Origin of the sequence: Streptococcus australis, from assembly GCF_040226615.1 — a bacterium.
GTDB classification, from domain to species: Bacteria; Bacillota; Bacilli; order Lactobacillales; family Streptococcaceae; genus Streptococcus; species Streptococcus australis_E.
In genome coordinates, this window is the sequence record NZ_JBCOAT010000003.1 from 206,802 (window position 1) to 226,783 (window position 19,982).

The 19,982-nt window shown below is 39.7% G+C and carries 21 protein-coding genes and 1 riboswitch; of the genes, 18 read left to right on the forward strand and 3 right to left on the reverse strand.

What is annotated here, in order from left to right; genetic code table 11:
• Positions 1-72: 72 nt before the first annotated feature.
• From ABT997_RS04790 to ABT997_RS04800, 3 genes are all read right to left on the reverse strand, one after another.
• Complete coding sequence (locus ABT997_RS04790; RefSeq protein WP_156676922.1) at positions 73-1,245, reverse strand: site-specific integrase; 1,173 nt, start codon at positions 1,243-1,245, stop codon at positions 73-75.
• 280 nt (positions 1,246-1,525) lie between these two features.
• A complete protein-coding gene (locus ABT997_RS04795; RefSeq protein WP_156676921.1) occupies positions 1,526-1,804 on the reverse strand; it encodes a hypothetical protein in 279 nt (92 codons plus the stop codon).
• Positions 1,805-1,863: 59 nt separating this feature from the next.
• A complete protein-coding gene (locus ABT997_RS04800) occupies positions 1,864-2,484 on the reverse strand; it encodes a helix-turn-helix domain-containing protein (RefSeq protein ID WP_156676920.1) in 621 nt (206 codons plus the stop codon).
• Between the two features lie 185 nt (positions 2,485-2,669).
• Between ABT997_RS04800 and ABT997_RS04805 the strand changes: the two genes are divergently transcribed.
• The 18 genes from ABT997_RS04805 (at position 2,670) to ABT997_RS04890 (ending at position 19,873) form a co-directional block, all read left to right on the forward strand.
• Entirely contained in the window at positions 2,670-2,858 is a 189-nt protein-coding gene (locus ABT997_RS04805; RefSeq protein ID WP_350018874.1) for a helix-turn-helix domain-containing protein, read from the forward strand.
• Positions 2,859-3,119: 261 nt separating this feature from the next.
• Complete coding sequence (locus ABT997_RS04810) at positions 3,120-3,299, forward strand: hypothetical protein (RefSeq protein WP_156676919.1); 180 nt, start codon at positions 3,120-3,122, stop codon at positions 3,297-3,299.
• Positions 3,292-3,567: a MerR family transcriptional regulator gene (locus ABT997_RS04815; protein ID WP_150906330.1), complete on the forward strand. Its 276-nt coding sequence runs from the start codon at positions 3,292-3,294 to the stop codon at positions 3,565-3,567. The genes ABT997_RS04810 and ABT997_RS04815 overlap by 8 nt, the downstream gene beginning before the upstream one ends.
• 155 nt (positions 3,568-3,722) lie before the next feature.
• Positions 3,723-5,309: a phage resistance protein gene (locus ABT997_RS04820; RefSeq protein ID WP_350018875.1), complete on the forward strand. Its 1,587-nt coding sequence runs from the start codon at positions 3,723-3,725 to the stop codon at positions 5,307-5,309.
• Between the two features lie 300 nt (positions 5,310-5,609).
• Positions 5,610-5,786, forward strand: coding sequence for a hypothetical protein (locus tag ABT997_RS04825; RefSeq protein ID WP_350018876.1), 177 nt, complete (start codon positions 5,610-5,612; stop codon positions 5,784-5,786).
• A gap of 35 nt (positions 5,787-5,821) precedes the next feature.
• Complete coding sequence (locus ABT997_RS04830; protein WP_156676918.1) at positions 5,822-6,232, forward strand: DUF1492 domain-containing protein; 411 nt, start codon at positions 5,822-5,824, stop codon at positions 6,230-6,232.
• Positions 6,233-7,142: 910 nt separating this feature from the next.
• Positions 7,143-8,237 carry a cystathionine gamma-synthase gene (locus ABT997_RS04835; protein ID WP_350018877.1) on the forward strand — a complete coding sequence of 365 codons (1,095 nt, stop codon included), beginning with the start codon at positions 7,143-7,145 and terminating at the stop codon, positions 8,235-8,237.
• Positions 8,238-8,246: 9 nt separating this feature from the next.
• Positions 8,247-9,416: a MalY/PatB family protein gene (locus ABT997_RS04840; protein ID WP_350018878.1), complete on the forward strand. Its 1,170-nt coding sequence runs from the start codon at positions 8,247-8,249 to the stop codon at positions 9,414-9,416.
• Between the two features lie 40 nt (positions 9,417-9,456).
• Positions 9,457-9,611: riboswitch (M-box (ykoK) riboswitch) on the forward strand.
• Between the two features lie 222 nt (positions 9,612-9,833).
• A complete protein-coding gene (gene mgtA, locus ABT997_RS04845) occupies positions 9,834-12,494 on the forward strand; it encodes a magnesium-translocating P-type ATPase (RefSeq protein WP_350018879.1) in 2,661 nt (886 codons plus the stop codon).
• Between the two features lie 100 nt (positions 12,495-12,594).
• Positions 12,595-13,224, forward strand: coding sequence for a uracil phosphoribosyltransferase (gene upp / locus ABT997_RS04850; protein WP_048689715.1), 630 nt, complete (start codon positions 12,595-12,597; stop codon positions 13,222-13,224).
• 163 nt (positions 13,225-13,387) lie between these two features.
• Entirely contained in the window at positions 13,388-13,978 is a 591-nt protein-coding gene (locus tag ABT997_RS04855; protein ID WP_023024046.1) for an ATP-dependent Clp protease proteolytic subunit, read from the forward strand.
• Positions 13,979-14,110: 132 nt separating this feature from the next.
• Entirely contained in the window at positions 14,111-14,395 is a 285-nt protein-coding gene (locus ABT997_RS04860) for a DUF2129 domain-containing protein (RefSeq protein WP_048689712.1), read from the forward strand.
• Between the two features lie 92 nt (positions 14,396-14,487).
• Positions 14,488-15,645 (forward strand): ABC transporter substrate-binding protein, encoded by a 1,158-nt coding sequence (locus tag ABT997_RS04865; RefSeq protein WP_006595827.1) that lies wholly within the window; start codon positions 14,488-14,490, stop codon positions 15,643-15,645.
• An 81-nt stretch (positions 15,646-15,726) separates the two neighbouring features.
• Positions 15,727-16,596 carry a branched-chain amino acid ABC transporter permease gene (locus ABT997_RS04870; RefSeq protein WP_009731472.1) on the forward strand — a complete coding sequence of 290 codons (870 nt, stop codon included), beginning with the start codon at positions 15,727-15,729 and terminating at the stop codon, positions 16,594-16,596.
• Positions 16,597-16,599: 3 nt separating this feature from the next.
• Positions 16,600-17,547 carry a branched-chain amino acid ABC transporter permease gene (locus ABT997_RS04875; RefSeq protein ID WP_048689708.1) on the forward strand — a complete coding sequence of 316 codons (948 nt, stop codon included), beginning with the start codon at positions 16,600-16,602 and terminating at the stop codon, positions 17,545-17,547.
• Positions 17,547-18,311, forward strand: a complete 765-nt coding sequence (locus ABT997_RS04880; RefSeq protein WP_048689704.1) for an ABC transporter ATP-binding protein — start codon at positions 17,547-17,549, stop codon at positions 18,309-18,311. The genes ABT997_RS04875 and ABT997_RS04880 overlap by 1 nt, the downstream gene beginning before the upstream one ends.
• Entirely contained in the window at positions 18,311-19,021 is a 711-nt protein-coding gene (locus tag ABT997_RS04885) for an ABC transporter ATP-binding protein (protein ID WP_003005434.1), read from the forward strand. Before ABT997_RS04880 ends, ABT997_RS04885 begins: the two co-directional genes overlap by 1 nt.
• A 195-nt stretch (positions 19,022-19,216) precedes the next feature.
• On the forward strand, positions 19,217-19,873 hold the full coding sequence (locus ABT997_RS04890) for a CBS and ACT domain-containing protein (RefSeq protein ID WP_048789562.1): 657 nt from the start codon (positions 19,217-19,219) through the stop codon (positions 19,871-19,873).
• The last annotated feature ends 109 nt before the right edge of the window (positions 19,874-19,982 follow it).

The window sequence follows — 19,982 nt, forward strand, 5'->3', positions numbered from 1 at the left end:
TAATTTAAAGATACGCCAAACCCTTGATACATAAGGGATTAACGTATCTCAAAGTAAAAAATGTTCTCCTTTTTAGGAACTTTTGATATTATTTAGTGCCGTTTCGAAGATTGAGACGGCTTTTTTTGCACTCTCTTTTGAGAGGTGACTGTATGTATCCATTGTCATGGATAAGGTGGAGTGTCCTAGTCGGTGCTGGAGTTCTTTATATGGTATTCCAGCATTTAATAACAAACTAGCGTGAGTGTGTCGGAAACCGTGGAAACCAATATTAGGAACGTTTGCTCTTGTAAAATGTACCTTTAAATTGTATTCCAGCGAATTATAATTTAAATACTTTTTAATGAGATTTGAGAAAACGACAGTTTCAGTTTTACCAATCTTCCAAGCTTCTTGAATTTGTCGGTGCTTATATTGCTTGAGCATAGAAATTGTTTTAGGGTCAATATCAATTTCACGCTCACTAGCTTTTGATTTAGGACTATTGGTTTCTAGTTTATAATTTAGTGTCTTTGTGACGTGAACAACAGCATTATCTAGATCGATATCAGACCATTCCAGTGCCAATGCTTCATTAATACGGCAACCCGTAGCAAGCAGGAACTTGTAAAGAGTGACACAAAAAAGATTTTTAAATCTTGTTTGATCCAAACTATCCAAGTATTCAAAGAATTGTTTTAATTCTGAATCTGTGAAATGCTTTATCTTTGTTTTACTCTTTTCTTTCTTTAGCTTTGGAACTAGTATATCTTTTGCAGGATTAAACGGTATTGCCTGTAATGAGGTTGCATACTGTAATATGCGCTTGTTGAAAGAATGGAGTTGCCCATATAGTTTAAATCCCCCATTGTTTTGGTTGTAATCCTTTGCCCATTTGTTGACTTGTTGTTGAATTATAGCAGGGGTCAACTTATCAAGTTTGTATGCACCAAAGGCTGGGCGCAGATGGTTTTCTAACTGTCCTTTAATAACGTTTCGTGAGTTTGGTTTGATTGTGGGGGCGTAAGTTTCCCACCAACTATCCATTAATTCGCTGTATGTTTCAAATTGAGTAAAAGCGGTACGAGTTGCACCATTCTTTTCAAATTCAAATTTTGCTTGTAAAGCCTTGTTCTTAATTTCTTTCTTGGTACGGGCTGAAATGGTTGTTTTAATCTTCTTACCCGTGATTGAATCAATTCCAAGATATAAGCTGGTGCGGTACACTATTGTACCGTCTTTCTTTTTGTATTCTGTAATGTTCATGATCTAAACCTTTCTAATTCATCAGCAGGCAAGCCGTAAAGGTTTTAGAATGTGGTTTATATCATGCCAGGGCTTCACAGATTGCCCTGTATTCAATTTTAAAGGGTCAGACAGTTGATTATATATCGGATTTTAGAAAGCGTGTATAGGGCTTGTATTAGACGGTTAAAACACACTTTATTTTTTAAAATCGGAGTTTTCGGAGGCCTTAAAGCATAGAAGTGCTAAGGTTTGCTAAGGTTTGATATATAATCCTTGAAATTAGAATAGGCTTTGAGTACTATTTTTCCGTTTTTTCGTTTGGCACTGATTTAATTTTGTTATTATACTCGTCTGTCTCACCTGAATTATACTCAAATTCAAGTAGAACAAGAGCAATGATGAAAGGAGAGCAAACAGACTCAAACGCAAATTTTAAATTCTCATTTTCAGTTATCGCAACCAGATAAGCTAGCCCCCCTAATATAAATATAATGATTAAGAGAGATAAAAAGGTTAGTTTCTTCGTTTTTAAAAAATATGTTCTATATGATCTGTTTAATAGTTTATTGTGTTTCATTTTTTAACCTTCTTTTTATGTTATTTTGTAATTATCGATGGATGAAAATGGTGCGTTGTTTATGCTTCTAACTTTTCCAAATAATATTTATAATTGTTTCTACTCTTAGTTAAGATTGATAGAAGCCCACTATTCAATGGTGGCTTATCGTGATCAGATACACCGTTCAATAAGGTGTCATAGTCTTCAACTGTTTTTTGTAAATACATGATTAAAGTTTCTCGATCTTTAATAGTTGTACCATCAATAACACAAGAAGAGTAGAATGCTTCTATATCGCCCTGGGTAAAAGTAATTTCTTGAATATCTGATAATGTATTTTTTATATTAGAAAAAATTTCTTCATCAAAAACTGAAGGTAAAAAGTTGCCTTCATGGTCAAAAGTTCCCCAATTTCTCAAGTTTCTTTCTTCATTATCCCAGTCATATCTAGCCGGCGTGGTTTCAAAAATTTGCTCCCCATCTAATTGCTGGATTAAAGCGTTAATATCTAAATCCATAGCCTTAGCAATTTCTTTTAATGTTTCAAAAGTTGGTGCTATAGGCTTATGAGTTTGAGGGTTCTCACCCTTCTCTAACATTGAGATGTATCCCTTACTCTTTCCAATTTTATTAGCAAATTCTTCCATGGTTAACTTTTTTCTTTGCCTATATTCTTTAACGATAGCGCCTATTTTCATTAACTTTTCCTTTCTTTTGTTTGAATCTGTTTAATTTATTATACAATGTAGATAAAAAAATAGCAATAATTTGTTTAATGCGCTTGACAAAAAATGTTTAATGTATTAAACTGTAATTGTAAGCGATAGCTTTTTAATTAACTTAAAAAGTTTAATTTATTAAACTTAAAAAGGAGGTGATTATTTTGAATGGAAAGAAGATCGCAGAGATCCGAAAAAAGCAAAAACTTTCTCAAGAAGAATTAGCTGATAAGGCTAAGGTGTCGCGTTCTATTATTTCTTTTTTAGAAACTGGAAAAGAAAAGGACATTAAAATTTTAACACTTACTCGAATAGCAAAGGCTCTTGGTTGTGAAGTGAAGATTTTTTTTTAGTGTAAAAGTTTAGCGAGTTAAACTTTTGTTTGGAATATAATTTATAAATGAACTCACCGTAAGGCGCGTGAGGCAACAAAAAAGGCCTGTAGCCACCAACTAACAAGCCTAAAATGAAATTAACTAAAACACAGGACAGCAGGCAAGCCGTAAGGGTTTTAGGAAATATTTTTATGGTTAAATTATACCATTCTTTGGTGTTTATTAAAAGTCGAAAAAGACTTAGTGCTTAAGTATATTAAAGAACGATTGGAGAACAACATGAACAAAACAGAATTGATCAACAAGATTGATAAGGCAATGGATCGGCTAGATTTCTTGGCAGAAATTATCGAGGGCGAGAAAATTCTAACTACTGGTTTAAATACCATTTGTAACATTCTTTTTGAAATTCGTGGAGAGGTTTCACTTAACGGAATCAAGGAGGATGAAAATGTTTAGTTTGAGTAAAGAAAGTGAATTTGAATTATCACACGCGCTTTTAGACCTGGTAGATAATTTTTTAAAATCCAAAAGTCAACCAGAACAAAGACTTTTGGGCCTTATGACAGCAAAGCAGTTAAAAGATGAACTTAACGTGACAGACAACACACTGAAACGCTGGGAAGAAAAAGGCTTGAAACGTTACCAACCACCTTTAGAAGACACGCGTAAAGCGTACTATAAAGTAAGTGATATCTTGATCTTTTTGGGGGTGGAAAATGGGTAGATATAACGTACATCCAGCGCAAGGCAGGGGGCATTATCATGATAAAAAGAATTATAAGGATCACTCACCAACCTTAGACCAGCTGAAGGAACAGAAAAGGCTTAAAAAGCTGAAGAAGAAAATGCAAAAGTACAAAGAAGGGAGGGGCGCGTGATTTGAATATAGTCGATCAGTTGAAAGAAGTCGTTTCCTTGAATTGGACTGATGAAGATTATGGCCGGTCAAAGAATAAGGCTGATTATAAAAAGCAACTTTCTAATATATATCAATTAGATAGCTTAAATTATATTGAACATAATAAAACAAAGATCTTAATACCTGAAAGTGAAGTGATGTATATTGCTGACAGGAATGGCGAACAGAAAAAATTTATCTCTTGTAGCAGTGTAAAAACTAATGGCAAACCCACAGTGAAATATAAGGCCACATTCCCAAACTTTGCCAAGATGGTAATTGATTATTTAATGGGTAGGTATGTTGTATTTGATAATCGTATTTACGATATAAACAACCAGCAAGCAACACTAATAGATGAAATAACCCTTGCAAGGTTTTACGGGTTTAAAAATGATATTAGTTACGTGGTGGATATTCTAAAAGGAATTGACAAACATTTTCATGTTGAACCAGTGAGGAAGTTAGAACTTTATAAAATCGCTGGTAAAGACTTTATAATTGATTTGGAAGCCCACACCGTCACGCGCACTACAATAGATAACCAACGATCATTTTTCAAATACTATCCTGTAGAATATGAACAAGCTATAAAAAGCAAAGAAGTAGCAATGGAGTTTCTAAACTATGTTATTGATGAACCTGATAGCCTACACAATGCACTGTTACAGACCTATTATATGGTACAGGTTGCTAGTGGTTTAAAGAGTAAGACAAATTTCTTTCTTGCCAAGTCTGGAGTTAGGACAGGAAAAGGCTTGCGTCATATCGCTTTATCTGGTCTGCTTAATAAAATTGATGTAGAACTAGATAGCCTTACTGCTGGGGGATTTGAAGCCAGCAATGCCTGGGCTATGTTTTCCGGTGGAGAAATGGCCTTAGCAACTGAACAGGGCGATATTATAGGGGATAAAATAGAGCGCGTGCTAAAGATCATAGCAACTGAGAAAACCCATCTAGGGCGTAACGTAGGTGGTAACCAAGGCTTGGTATATCTAACCAGTGTTCTATGTATTGATACCAATAGAAATGTGTCGCTGTCTGATGAAATGAATGGGCGAAAAGTACTTATTCAATACAAGGATAGACCAAAGGGGGAAACTGATTTGGAACGTGAACAGGCCTTTGAAAAATATTGGAAAGAATTTACTGACCAGGATAAAAACCCCAAAATAGAGGGCTGTATAGGCTTCTTGTTGGCCAGTCTAGATTATTTCAAAGACCAAGGGGAAAAGTTCATTTGGAAAGATGTAGAGGTTTATAACGGTAATGAAACCTTAGATGATTTTCAGATGTATTTGATAAATGAATTGCAGAGTTCTGATTACGTGGTAAGGTCGAACGGAAATGATCTTATAGACATTTATAAAAGAACTTATGGAAGCAATACAGTTAAAGCCGGCAAGGCTTTACAAACCATAGGGGTTAAACCCGCAAAGAAGAAAATCAATGGGGAAGTAATGAGTATTTACCGTATTGCAAACAAAAAACGATTTAATAGTTTTATTCCACATGAGGAAGTAGAAGACAAGAAATTAAGTCTGTTTGAAGCTGATCCCTTTCTTTAAAAAAAGGTAACGTGGTAACTAGGTGGTAACATACTACCAAGTTACCGGTTAAACCTTACTCCCCCAAGGGTTTACCCTATACGGTAACATGGGTAACATGGTTTAGGGGGGTTAGAATAAAATAATAAATAAAGTAAAAAAATTGTATTAGGGGTATAGGAAAACCTCGTTACCCACGTAACCTGGTTACCAATCCAGTAATACCAAGGCTTTTGGCGGTAACGTGGTTAGAATTGACCAGGTTACCACCAAGTTACCTTTAGAAATAAGTCTAAAATTTAAAACAAAAGGAGCAAACAAATGAAAATTAAATTATTTATTTATCGTGCCTGGAAACAACCATTAGAAGATTTTGAGCAAGAAGTAAATGACTTTTTGGCCACTGTTCAATTGGTGGATGTGAAGATCTCAGGGGCGACCCTGGGCAGTAGCGAAGATATGTCAGCACAGACTACCTTATTAGTGGTTTATCAATAAGGATAAAAAGTACTTAGAAGGCAGAGAGGGCACAAATGGAATTAGAGCAATTAAATGAAAGGCTAGAAAATATAAAATGGCTAGATAAAGAAATAGAGGCACTTAAATTAGAAATAGAATTACTTGATAGTGGGGCATATAAGCGTAATCATCTTTCTGCTTCACCATTTCAAAAAAATACTAATAATAATGCTGAAAATAAAATAGTTTCTACTATTAAGTTGAAAGAAGACCTGGAAGAACGACTGGACAGGGTTATTGAAGAACGCCTGGAAATCGTTGGGATGATTGACAAAAACCCATGCGTCTTGGAACGTACAGTGCTACGTTTATTCTACGTCAGCAACTTGCCGAACTGGGCTGTGGCGGAAAAAATAGATAGATCAGCATCAGCAATGTACCTGATTCTAAGAAGAGGAAAAGAACGATTAGCGAAGATTTTATAGAAAAGATAAGTGGTGCGCGTGTTTTACCAATTGAAAAAAACAAAAATGTTATCATTTGTTAAGGTTTTAAATACAATGGGAAAAGACCAGATGTTATTTAAAATACCTACAGGCTGACAATTACTAACATTTAAAAAGCAATAGGGGGAAACTAATTATTTTTACCTTTTCAATTCAATAAAATACTGAAGGGATTGGATCTTTTAAAAGTTGGTAAATGGTGAAGGAAGAATTTATAAATGGCCTTAGTCCAGGTATATTCTATCTAATTGATCGTTCAATAATTTGATAGATTTCTCTAATTTCCAAATTCTTTCTTCTAGATCTTCAATATAGAGACGTTCGTCTAGTTTAAGTGCGTTCATTTTAATTTGTAAAATAATTTCTTGAATCATAAGCCTATGATAACAAGAATTTAAATATTATTTTTGAGGTTTATCTATTCGGTTAGTTTTTTCACCTATTCGGTATTTTTTCTTTATATTCGAATGAGATTAGAGCTGTTTATGACAAAATATGCTATAATTAAATATGTGGTAGGTTTTCCATCTCCCCTTGAAACAGATTATTCTGCGGTAGGAGGTGGGACACCTACCATTTTTGAAGATTAAAAAAGCACCGTGTGAGGGTGCTAGATCTTGCCTGCTGAACTCGTAAATTGATAGATACCCTATGGGGTATTTTTTTGTGAACTTTTTTAGGAACTTTAGGGACTATTTAAGTGGGTATAATTGAATAGTGGATAGAACGAAAACGCCTATTCTATGGGGTTTTTGCGAATCAATTTCAACTATATTATGTATTATGTTATAATTTGAAGCTATATCTAGCTCTTGAAAAAGGAAAAACCGAATCATCTAAAGAAGTGATACAATAGAGACAATTGAATTTACGTCCATTGGAGGTTTGTATGAGTCACAAAAAGAATATTAACACCATCCTAGCGCAAGCGGGAATTAAGTCGGATCCAGCAACGGGAGCTTTGATTACTCCGCTTCATTTTTCAACCACTTACCAGCATCCAGAGTTTGGTCAATCTACTGGATACGACTATATCCGTACCAAGAATCCAACTCGAGTAAACGCTGAAAAGACCTTGGCGGCCATTGAGAGCGCAAAGCATGCCTTAGTGACGAGTTCGGGTATGTCTGCCATTGTCTTAGCCTTTAGTATTTTTCCTGTTGGCAGTAAGGTCTTGGCAGTACGGGATCTTTATGGAGGCTCTTTCCGCTGGTTCAACCAGATGGAACAAGAAGGACGCTTCTTCTTTACCTATGCAAATTCAGAAGAAGAATTGGTAGAAGGATTGAAAGAGGAAGTGGATATCCTCTATATAGAAACGCCGACCAATCCTCTCATGCTGGAGTTTGATATCCAGAAATTAGCTAAACTCGCTCATGAAAAAGGGGCAAAAGTGATTGTAGACAATACCTTCTATAGCCCTATCTACCAACGTCCAATTGAAGAAGGAGCAGACATCGTCCTTCACTCAGCGACTAAGTATCTAGCGGGCCACAATGATGTCTTAGCAGGAGTTGTTGTCACAGATGACGAAGGCCTCTATGAACAACTCTTTTATAACCTGAACACAACTGGAGCTGTTCTCTCTCCATTTGACAGCTACCAATTGATTCGTGGTTTAAAAACCCTAGCCCTTCGTATGGAGCGCTCTTCTGAAAATGCGAAGAAGGTAGTGGAATTCTTGAAGGGGCATCCAGCTGTTAAGGAAGTCTTGTATACCGGCAAGGGAGGCATGGTTTCCTTTAAAGTAAGCCATCAAGAAAAAATTCCAACCATTTTAAACCACTTGCAAGTCTTTACCTTTGCAGAAAGCTTGGGTGGAGTGGAGAGTTTGATTACCTACCCAACTACACAGACCCACGCAGATATTCCTGCCGAGGTTCGTCATTCCTATGGTTTAACGGATGACTTGCTTCGCCTTTCCATTGGAATTGAAGATGCACGGGATTTGATTGAGGATTTAGAACAAGCATTGGCTAGATAGGAGTCCATCATGGGAAAAGAACAATTTTTGACTGTCCCTAATCGTTTGGGGCATCATACTAGCAAGTGGAAGGAGTCAGAACAAGATCCTGAACTTCTTCCTGCTTGGATTGCCGATATGGATTTTGAATCCTTGCCTGCTGTTCGACAAGCCATTCGAGATTACGCGGGTCAATTGGTCTACGGATACACCTATCCTAGCAAGGAGCTTTACCAGGCTGTTCAGAATTGGGAAAAGTCAGAGCATGGATATGTGTTTGAGAAGGAAGACATTGTCTTTATGGAAGGTGTGGTTCCGTCTATTTCAACGGCTATTCAGGCTTTCACTAAGGAAGGCGAGACTGTTCTCATCAATACGCCAGTTTATCCACCCTTTGCCCGTAGCGTCCGCCTCAATCAACGCAAATTAGTGACCAATTCCTTAGTAGAAGTGGATGGACTTTTCCAAATTGATTTTGAGCAATTGGAAAAAGACTTTGTGGAGCACCAAGTCAAGCTCTACATCCTGTGCAATCCTCATAACCCAGGCGGTCGTGTCTGGGAACGAGAAGTCCTAGAAAAGATTGGTCGTCTCTGTCAAAAACATGGGGTCTTGCTTGTTTCAGATGAAATTCATCAAGATTTGGTATTGTTTGGCCACCAGCACGTTTCTTTTAATACAGTAGATCCAAGCTTTAAAGAGTTCACACTTGTCTTATCGAGTGCGACCAAAACCTTCAACATTGCAGGGACAAAAAATTCCTATGCCATCATCGAAAATGATGCACTAAGAAAAACTTTCCAAGCTCGGCAGTTGCGAAACAATCAACATGAAATATCTGCCCTTGGCTTTATCGCTACCGAAGTAGCCTATCAGCATGGAAAGGCTTGGTTAGAGGACTTAAAGGAAGTCTTGGAAGAAAATATCGATTACACTGTAGAAGTTTTACGCGATCAGACAGATATTGGTGTGATGAAACCACAAGGGACCTATCTACTCTGGCTTGATTTTTCTGCCTACGGTTTGTCAGAGGAAGAACTCCATGCTCGACTTCATGACCAGGCTAAGATCATTCTTAATAAAGGGACAGACTTTGGAGTAGAAGGGAAGCAACATGCCCGTTTGAATGTGGCAGCACCGAAAACCCTAGTCCAAGAGATTGTTGCTCGGATCGTAACCGCCTTTCCTAAAAAAGTTTAATGTGAGGGTTGACTTTTCTATAGGGGAGGAGTATACTCAAGGGGAATAACGGTAGGTGAGGCTACCACAAGGATACGGATGACTACCGCAAAGCAGTGGAGACACTACTCGTTGGTCAACAGTCCTGATCGCAAAGGTCAAGACTAAGCTCATTTCATTGCCTTGCGGAGCTAAAGCTTGGACGGTCTATTTTTTGAGAATTTTCATTAAAAAATAAACGACGAGTTTAATGAGTCCTACCTGTTAGAGGGAGGGCTCTTTTCTTATGTTAAAGAAGCCTCTCACCTATCAAGTAGAAGAGGAGAGCACTATGATACAAATCGACGATCATCCCGAACCGCACATAGCCAGCCAATCGCTGATTTGTGTCGTCGGGACTCTATAAGCGTTTGGCTCCTGATTTAAAAGGAGATTCCAATGCAAACAACAAAAGAAAGACTCATTGCTGCATTGCAAGATGCAGAAACAAGAACCTTAGCAACCTATCAATCTAGCTGGTCTGGCTTGACGGAAGACCAAGTAGAGGAAAACCGGGATAACTATGGAGAAAATGTCCTCACAAAGGGGCAAGATGATTCTATCTGGAAACGGATTGTTGAATCCATCATCAATCCCTTCACAGTCATCTTACTGCTCATTGCCCTTGTTTCTTTGGTGACCAATGTTTGGTTAGCTAAGCCGGGTGAGGAAGATCCAACGACCTCTCTTATTATCGTCGTCCTCGTTCTTCTCTCAGGGGGGATTCGCTTTATCCAAGAATTACGCAGTGACAAGGCTGCTAGTAACCTTTCTCGCATGATTGTTAATACAGCAACAGTGATTCGAGAAGGCAAGGAAGAAGAAATTCCCATTGATGAGATTGTTGTGGGAGACTTGATCAAACTGAGTGCAGGCGACATGATCCCAGCGGATGTGGTCTTGTTGGATTCTCGAGACTTCTTCGTCCAACAATCCGGTTTGACTGGTGAGAGTGATGCTGTCGAAAAAGTTTGTTTAAAAAAAGCAAGTGGTCAAAATCTGGATAGTCTCCTGGAGAGTGAGAGTCTAGCTTTTATGGGGACCAACGTCATCTCAGGCCGAGCAACTGCCTTGGTCTTAGTAGTCGGGGATGAAACCATGATGGGAGCTATTGAGCAGACCATCAATACTTATGATGAACCAACCTCTTTTGAACGAGAAATGAACACCATCTCTTGGTTGCTGATTCGACTCATGATGGTGATGGTGCCCATCGTCTTCTTTATCAATGGTTTGACAGACGGGGACTGGCTAGAAGCGGGCGTCTTTGCCCTCAGTGTAGGAGTGGGTTTGACTCCGGAAATGCTTCCAATGATTATCACAGCTAGCTTGGCTAAGGGTTCCATTATCATGGCTAAAGAAAAAGTGGTCATCAAAAAACTCAATGCCATCCAAGACCTAGGTGCTATCGATATTCTCTGTACGGATAAGACAGGAACCTTGACCCAAGATGAGATTGTACTCGAATACCCACTCGATATTCATGGGGACTTGGATTTATCCGTTCTTCGTCGGGCCTATCTCAATTCTTACTTCCAAACCGGCCTTAAAAACTTGATGGACCGGGCCATTATCAGTCGGACAGAAAGAGAAGCTAAGAAACACGAGATTGTCAGAGGCTTGGACCAAAGCTTCCAAAAAATTGATGAATTGCCTTTTGACTTTGAACGCCGTCGGATGAGTGTTATTGTCAAAGATGAGCAGGGAGTCGTGAGCATGGTCACCAAGGGAGCCTTGGAAGAAATGCTAGCAGTCTCTAACTATGTGGAATACAAGGATGAGATTATCCCCCTAACAGACCAAGTGCGGGAAGACGTCTTAGCAGAAGTAGCTCAGCTCAATGAACAAGGTTTGCGCGTGCTAGGGGTTAGCTACAAATCAAATCTTGAGGAAGGCTATGCCTTTGAAGTAGGGGATGAAGCAGACATGATCTTGACGGGTTATTTAGCCTTCTTGGATCCACCAAAACCTTCTGCCGCACCAGCCATCAATACCCTTGCGGAATACGGAGTTGCTACTAAAATCCTTACGGGTGATAATGAGAAAGTGACCCAAGCGGTTTGTGAAAAGGTGGGACTGGATGTTGACCGCATTTTGCTGGGTAGCGATATCGACAGTCTCTCTGATTCAGACTTGGCCCAAGCAGTCGAAACCACCACCGTTTTTGCAAAATTATCTCCAGATCAAAAAGCACGCATTATCTTGCAACTCAAAGCAAATGGCCACAAGGTCGGATATATGGGAGATGGGATCAACGATGCTCCTTCTATGAAAGTGGCAGATGTGGGGATTTCGGTTGATACAGCTGTCGATATTGCCAAAGAAACAGCAGATGTTATCCTTCTGGATAAAGACTTGATGGTCCTCGAAAAAGGCTTGGTAGAAGGCCGCAAAGTTTATGCCAACATGACCAAGTACATCAAGATGACTGTTTCTTCTAATTTCGGAAATATCTTCTCTCTTCTCTTTGCTAGTATTTTCCTTCCTTTTCTTCCAATGGCCCCTATCCATCTCATCGTTTTAAACTTGGTTTATGACCTTTCCTGTATCGCCTTGCCTTTTGACCGAGTGGATAAGGACTTCTTGAAGAAACCTCGGATTTGGGAAGCAAAATCCATTACCCGCTTTATGGCCTGGTTTGGTCCTATTTCCTCTGTCTTTGACATCTTGACCTTTATCGCTCTCTACTTTATCATCGTACCTATGATTACAGGCTATGGCTATGTCCATGGAGCAGACAGTGCGGGACTCTTCATCATGCTCTTTCAAACCGGCTGGTTTATCGAGTCCATGTGGTCCCAAACTATGGTCATCTATATGCTCCGCTCTCCAAAATTGCCTTTTGTTCAAAGTCGGCCAGCCCTTGCAGTCATGGCAACGACCCTATTGGGCGCCCTCTTTGTGACCTTCCTACCATATGGCCCACTGGCTTCCTTGTTGAAAGTAGCGCCACTAAATAGTCTTTACTTCCTATTACTAGCGGGGATCCTTTTCCTTTATATGGCAAGTGTCACCCTGGTCAAACACTATTATATTGGCAAGTACAAAGAGTGGCTATAAGATAGTCATTAAAATAAGAAAAGAAAAGGTTTGCATATTTGTAGGCCTTTTTCTTCCTTTTTGATATAATAAGATGAATATAGAGAAAGAAGGAACCACAATGGGAAAACTTGAAGTTATTAAACATCCACTGATTCAGCATAAATTGTCTATTTTGCGTCGGACAGATACCTCTACAAAGGCTTTTCGTGAATTAGTAGATGAAATTGCTATGTTGATGGGATACGAAGTTTTGCGCGAACTTCCTCTTGAAGATGTAGAAATCGAAACACCCATTACAAAAACAGTTCAAAAACAGATTGCTGGTAAAAAACTAGCGATTGTTCCAATCCTTCGTGCAGGGATCGGGATGGTAGACGGACTCTTGAGTTTGGTACCCGCTGCTAAAGTTGGTCACATCGGAATGTACCGGGATGAAGAAACCTTGAAACCAGTTGAATACTTGGTGAAATTGCCAGAAGATATCGACCAACGTCAAATCTTTGTGGTAGACCCAATGTTGGCGACTGGGGGATCTGCAATCCTAGCGGTAGATTCATTAAAGAAACGTGGTGCAAGCCATATTAAGTTTGTCTGCTTGGTTGCAGCACCAGAAGGAGTGGAAGCTCTTCAAACAGCTCATCCAGATGTCGAAATTTTTGCTGCAGCCTTGGATGAACGCCTCAATGAAAACGGCTATATCGTTCCAGGTTTGGGTGATGCTGGGGACCGCTTGTTTGGTACCAAATAAGCACATTTCCAATCCATCTTTGGGAAAGTAAAAAAATTGACCTTTGTTGACCAATGGGATATAATAGCTTTTATAAAGAATGGAAGGAGAGCTAGCCTCTCGAATCAACCGGATGAAACTCCTGAGATGGTGCCGGTTATAATGGATAAAAGGAGATGAATGAATGATTCCAGTAGTAATTGAACAAACTAGTCGTGGCGAACGCTCATACGACATTTACTCACGCCTCTTAAAAGACCGTATTATCATGGTGACAGGACCGGTAGAAGACCAAATGGCCAATTCGATTATTGCCCAATTACTCTTCTTGGATGCCCAAGATAATACCAAAGATATCTATATGTATATCAATACGCCAGGAGGCTCTGTCTCTGCAGGTTTGGCAATCGTCGATACCATGAACTTTATCAAATCAGACGTCCAAACCATCGTCATGGGGATGGCAGCTTCAATGGGGACTGTGATTGCATCAAGTGGTGCCAAAGGCAAACGCTTCATGTTGCCAAATGCTGAGTACATGATCCACCAACCAATGGGTGGTACTGGTGGCGGTACCCAACAAACGGATATGGCCATTGCAGCAGAACACCTCTTGAAAACACGTCACAGATTGGAAAAAATCTTGGCAGAAAATTCAGGTCAAACCATCAAGAAAATCCACGCTGATGCGGAACGAGATAATTGGATGACTGCAGAAGAAACCTTAGCTTATGGTTTCATCGATGAAATCATGGCTAACAACAATCTCGGATAAGAAATCTTAACCATCCAGCCCTCTCCTTTGACAGGAGAGGTTTTTTTTAGGACATTCTTTACTTTCTAGAAAAAGATAGTATTTTTACCTGAAATTTGCTATACTTGTAACAGAAGCAGAAAGGGATTGTGTATGTTTGAGAAGCAAGCTAGAACAGGCTTAATTGTAAAATTGTATTATAATCGAGATGCAAAGAAATTACAGGAAATTGGGGATGTGATCTATCATTCCAAAAAAATGCGCTATGTCCAGGTCTATGTCGATAGTCCTCAAGTTCTTGAAATTATGCAGCAATTAAAAAAAGAACGCTTTGTAAAGAAGGTTCAAATTTGCCATATTCAAGAATTGGATCGTGATTTTGTAGGAAGTTTGCATCGTCAACAGGATGAAACACAAGTAGAAAACGCAATCATTTAAAGGATTGCGTTTTTTATATTGACAATTGTCAGATAATTCGGTATATTCTTAATATGTATTTATTTTAAGATTATTTAAGGAGATTATTACAAATGAAGAAAAAATTTGCTCTTTCATTTTTAACAATTGCAAGTGTCGCTCTTCTTGCGGCCTGTGGTGAAGTTTCAACTTCAGGTTCAAACACAACTGGTAACGAAATCGGCAAAGAACTAAAAATCGGTTTTAACTTTGAAAAAACTGGTGAAGTAGCAGCATATGGTAGTGCTGAACAAAAAGGTGCTCAGTTAGCCGTTGATGAAATCAATGCTAATGGTGGAGCTGATGGTAAGAAGATTGTTGTCACAGACAAAGATAACAAATCTGAAACAGCTGAAGCAGCTACAATCACTACAAACCTTGTCACTCAATCAAAAGTGAACGCTCTTGTAGGGCCTGCTACTTCAGGTGCCACTGCCGCAGCTGTTGCGAATGCTGGTAAAGCAGGTGTTCCATTGGTAACACCATCAGCAACACAAGATAATTTGACAAAAGGTCAAGATTATCTTTTCCGTGCAACCTTCATCGATAGCTTCCAAGGACAAATCATTGCTAAATATACAACGGATAACTTGAAAGCGAAGAAAGTTGTTCTTTACTACGATAATTCATCTGACTATGCTAAAGGGATTGCTGAAGCCTTTAAGAAATCTTATAAAGGTGAAATCGTAGCAACAGAAACTTTCCAATCTAAGGATACAGACTTCCAAGCTGCTCTTACAAAAATCAAAGACAAAGACTTCGATGCGATTGTCCTTCCAGGGTACTACACTGAAACTGGTAAAATCGTAAACCAAGCACGTGGTATGGGAATCAAACAACCAATCATTGGTGGGGATGGATTTAGCGATGCTAAATTCGTTGAACAAGCAACACCTGCTGCAGCTACAGACATCTACTACGTAGCTGGATTCTCTACTGAAGGTGAAATGACTGATAAAGCCAAGAAATTCGTAGAAGCTTATAAAGCAAAATACAACGAAGAACCTTCAATGTTTGCAGCTTTGGCATATGATTCAGTTTACATGGTTGCAGAAGCATCTAAAGGTGCTAAGAACTCTGTCGAATTGAAAGACAACCTTGCGAAGTTGAAAGACTTGGAAGGTGTTACTGGTACAATGTCTATTGACAAAGACCATAATCCGGTTAAATCTGCACTTATGATTGGCTTAAAAGATGGTAAAGTTGAGTCAGTTGAGTCGGTTAAACCTTAATTATCATTTGTTGTTTGTACAAGAGGCTGGGAGAATGAAAATTCCTGGCCTCGCTCTTTATTATTAGAAAGGATGGTTCAAATGCTCCAGCAATTAGTGAACGGTCTAATCTTGGGAAGTGTCTATGCACTCTTGGCCCTTGGTTATACTATGGTGTATGGAATTATCAAATTGATCAACTTTGCCCATGGGGATATCTACATGGTAGGTGCCTTTATGGGGTATTTCTTATTGAACTCATTGAAAGTTAACTTCTTTGTAGCCTTGCTTCTAGCTATGGTCGGGACAGCTATTTTAGGGGTTGTGATTGAATATCTGGCTTATCGTCCGCTTCGTCATTCGACTCGGATTGCAGCCTTGATCACAGCCATCGGGGTTTCCTTCTTGCTTGAATATGGGATGGTCTTCTTTGTAGGGGCCAATACCCGTTCCTTCCCGCAAGTCATTGAAACTGTTCGTTACAACTTTGGTCCTATTTCGATCTCTAACATTCAGTTGATGATCTTGGGAGTGTCTATTTTCTTGATGGTCGCTCTTCAATTTATTATCCAAAAGACAAAGATGGGGAAAGCCATGCGTGCCGTTTCTGTCGACAGCGATGCCGCTCAATTGATGGGGATTAACGTAAACCGGACCATCAGCTTTACCTTTGCCTTGGGATCAGCTTTGGCAGGTGCTGGTGGGGTTTTGATCGGTTTGTATTACAACTCGATCGAGCCTTTGATGGGGATGACACCAGGAATCAAAGCCTTTGTCGCAGCCGTTCTTGGAGGAATCGGAATCATTCCAGGTGCTGCTCTAGGTGGATTTGTCATCGGTTTGTTGGAAACCTTCGCTACAGCGATCGGTCTTTCAGACTTCCGTGATGCCATTGTGTATGCTATCTTGATTGTGATCTTGCTCATCCGTCCAGCAGGTATCCTCGGTAAAAATGTGAAAGAGAAGGTGTAAGCCATGAAACAAAATTTAAAAGTGAATTTAGTCTGGCTTGGTCTTTTGGTCGCAGGTTTTGCCTTGATCCAAGTCTTAGTAGCAGCGGGTGTGCTCAACCTCTTTTATATCCAAATTTTGGAACAAATTGGGATTAATATCATCCTTGCTGTTGGTTTGAACCTCATCGTTGGTTTTTCAGGTCAATTCTCACTCGGACATGCTGGATTTATGGCGATTGGTGCCTATTCTGCAGCCATTCTCGGTTCCAAATCACCAACCTACGGGGCTTTCTTTGGTGCGATGGTTTTAGGTGCTTTGATCGCAGGTCTCGTTGCCTTGATCGTTGGGGTTCCAACCCTTCGTTTGAAAGGGGACTACCTCGCGATTGCGACACTGGGGGTTTCTGAAATCATCCGGATTTTGATCGTCAATGGGGGTACTCTGACAAATGGTGCCGCTGGGATCCTTGGTTTGCCAGCCTTTACAACCTGGCAATTGGTTTACCTTTTTGTCGTGATTACAACCATCTTTACCATCAACTTCTTACGCAGTCCAATTGGGCGTTCCACCCTTTCTGTTCGTGAAGATGAAATTGCAGCAGAATCTGTTGGGATCAATACGACCAAAGTTAAAGTTATTGCCTTTGTTTTCGGTGCGATTACAGCAGCGATTGCAGGATCTCTCCAAGCCGGTTTCATTGGATCTGTCGTTCCGAAAGATTATTCCTTTACTAATACCATTAATGTCTTGATCATTGTCGTTTTCGGTGGTTTGGGATCGATGTCAGGAACAGTTGTGGCGGCCATCGTCTTGGGGATCTTGAACATGGTGCTTCAAGACTTCTCAAGCGTTCGTATGATCATTTACTCCTTGGCTTTGATTCTCGTGATGATCTTCCGTCCAGGTGGTCTTCTTGGAACATGGGAATTCAGCTTGAAAAAACTACTCTCAAAAAAGGAGGCTAACTAATGGCACTTCTTGAAGTAAAAAATTTAACAAAAAACTTTGGTGGTTTGACAGCCGTTGGGGATGTGACCATGGAACTCAATGAAGGGGAATTGGTTGGGTTGATCGGGCCCAACGGTGCCGGTAAAACAACCCTCTTCAACCTCCTAACAGGAGTATATGAACCAAGTGAAGGGACCATTACCTTAGATGGTCACCTATTAAATGGTAAAGCACCTTATAAAATCGCTGCAGGTGGTCTGGGACGGACTTTCCAAAATATTCGTCTCTTTAAAGATTTGAGCGTTTTGGACAATGTCTTGATTGCCTTTGCCAACCACCACAAACCACATGTCTTTGCGAGTCTTTTCCGCTTGCCAAGCTATTACAAGAATGAAGAAGCTTTGAAAGCAAAAGCCCTTGAATTGTTAGCCATTTTCGGTTTGGAAAAAGAAGCAGATACTTTGGCTAAAAACTTGGCTTACGGACAACAACGTCACTTGGAGATTGTTCGTGCCCTTGCTACAGAGCCAAAAATCCTCTTCTTGGATGAACCTGCTGCAGGGATGAACCCTCAAGAAACAGCAGAATTGACCCAATTGATCCGTCGCATTCAAAAAGAATTTAATATTACGATCATGCTGATCGAGCACGATATGAGCTTGGTCATGGAAGTAACAGAACGGATTTATGTATTAGAATATGGCCGCTTGATTGCCCATGGTACGCCAGATGAAATCAAGAACAACAAACGTGTAATCGAAGCATATCTAGGAGGTGAAGCCTAATGTCTATGTTAAAAGTTGAAAATCTTTCTGTACACTATGGCATGATCCAGGCTGTCCGTGATGTCAGTTTCGAGGTAAATGAAGGAGAAGTTGTTTCTCTTATCGGTGCTAACGGTGCTGGGAAAACATCTATTCTTCGTACCATTTCAGGTTTGGTGCGTCCAAGTGCTGGGAAAATTGAGTTTTTGGGTCAGGAGATTCAAAAGGTTCCAGCTCAAAAGATTGTAGCAGCAGGACTCTCTCAAGTTCCAGAAGGTCGCCACGTCTTTCCAGGCTTGACCGTTATGGAAAACTTGGAAATGGGAGCTTTCTTGAAAAAAGATCGAGAAGAAAACCAAGCTAACTTGAAGAAGGTCTTCTCCCGTTTCCCACGTTTGGAAGAACGGAAGAACCAAGATGCAGCCACCCTATCTGGTGGGGAGCAACAAATGCTTGCAATGGGTCGTGCCCTCATGTCGACGCCAAAACTTTTGCTTCTGGATGAACCTTCTATGGGATTGGCCCCAATCTTTATCCAAGAAATCTTTGATATCATCCAAGATATCCAAAAACAAGGAACAACTGTTCTCTTGATTGAACAAAATGCCAACAAGGCCCTTGCCATCGCAGACCGCGGTTATGTTCTCGAAACAGGGAAAGTCGTTCTTACCGGAACAGGAAAAGAACTCTTAGCCTCAGAAGAAGTCCGCAAGGCCTACCTTGGAGGATAAGAGATAAAAAAGAGCCTTTGGGCTCTTTTTTTAAAATGGTTTGGCTACAATTAGAAAATTTGGTTCTCATAGGGAAGAATGCAAGGATTATTAGGCAATTCTGAATTTTGAAAACAAGAGAAAACTGCTGAAAGCGTTTGAAATCATTCTAAAAATCAAGTATAATAAAACTAAGAAAAGCATAGGAGAATGATTATGGCTGTTAAAGATTTTATGACCCGTAAAGTAGTGTATATTAGTCCAGATACAACAATTGCTCATGCGGCAGATTTGATGCGGGAACAAGGCTTGCACCGCTTGCCAGTCATTGAAAATGACAAATTGGTCGGCTTGGTGACAGAGGGCACGATTGCAGAAGCAAGTCCATCTAAAGCAACAAGTTTGTCTATTTTTGAGATGAACTATCTGTTGAACAAGACCAAGGTCAAAGATGTCATGCTTCGTGATGTCATTACTGTCTCTAAATTTGCCAGCCTCGAAGATGCGACCTATCTCATGTATAAGAACAAGGTGGGAATTCTTCCGGTAGTAGACAATGACCAAGTATCCGGTGTCATCACAGACCGTGATATTTTCCGTGCCTTCCTCGAAGTATCCGGTTATGGAGAAGAAGGAGTTCGTGTTCGCTTTGTGACAGAAGATAAGGTTGGTGTTCTAGAACAAATCATTCATTTGATTGTAGAAGAAGGGTACAATATCGCCAATACAGTCAATATCCCAACCAAAGATGATCATGTCGTTATCGAAGTTCAGATTGATGGCATTACCGATACGGAAGTTATCAAGAAGAAATTTGAAGAAAATGGTATTCGTGTGGATGAAATTAGTCGCACATCTGCAAAAGCCTTTTAAATAAAGAAAGAGCCTGAGATATTCTCAGGCTCTCAGATTGAAGACAAAGTCCTTAGACCATAAGTTTCTAAGGGCTTTTATTTGTGTAAAGTCGTATAATAGAGGTAAG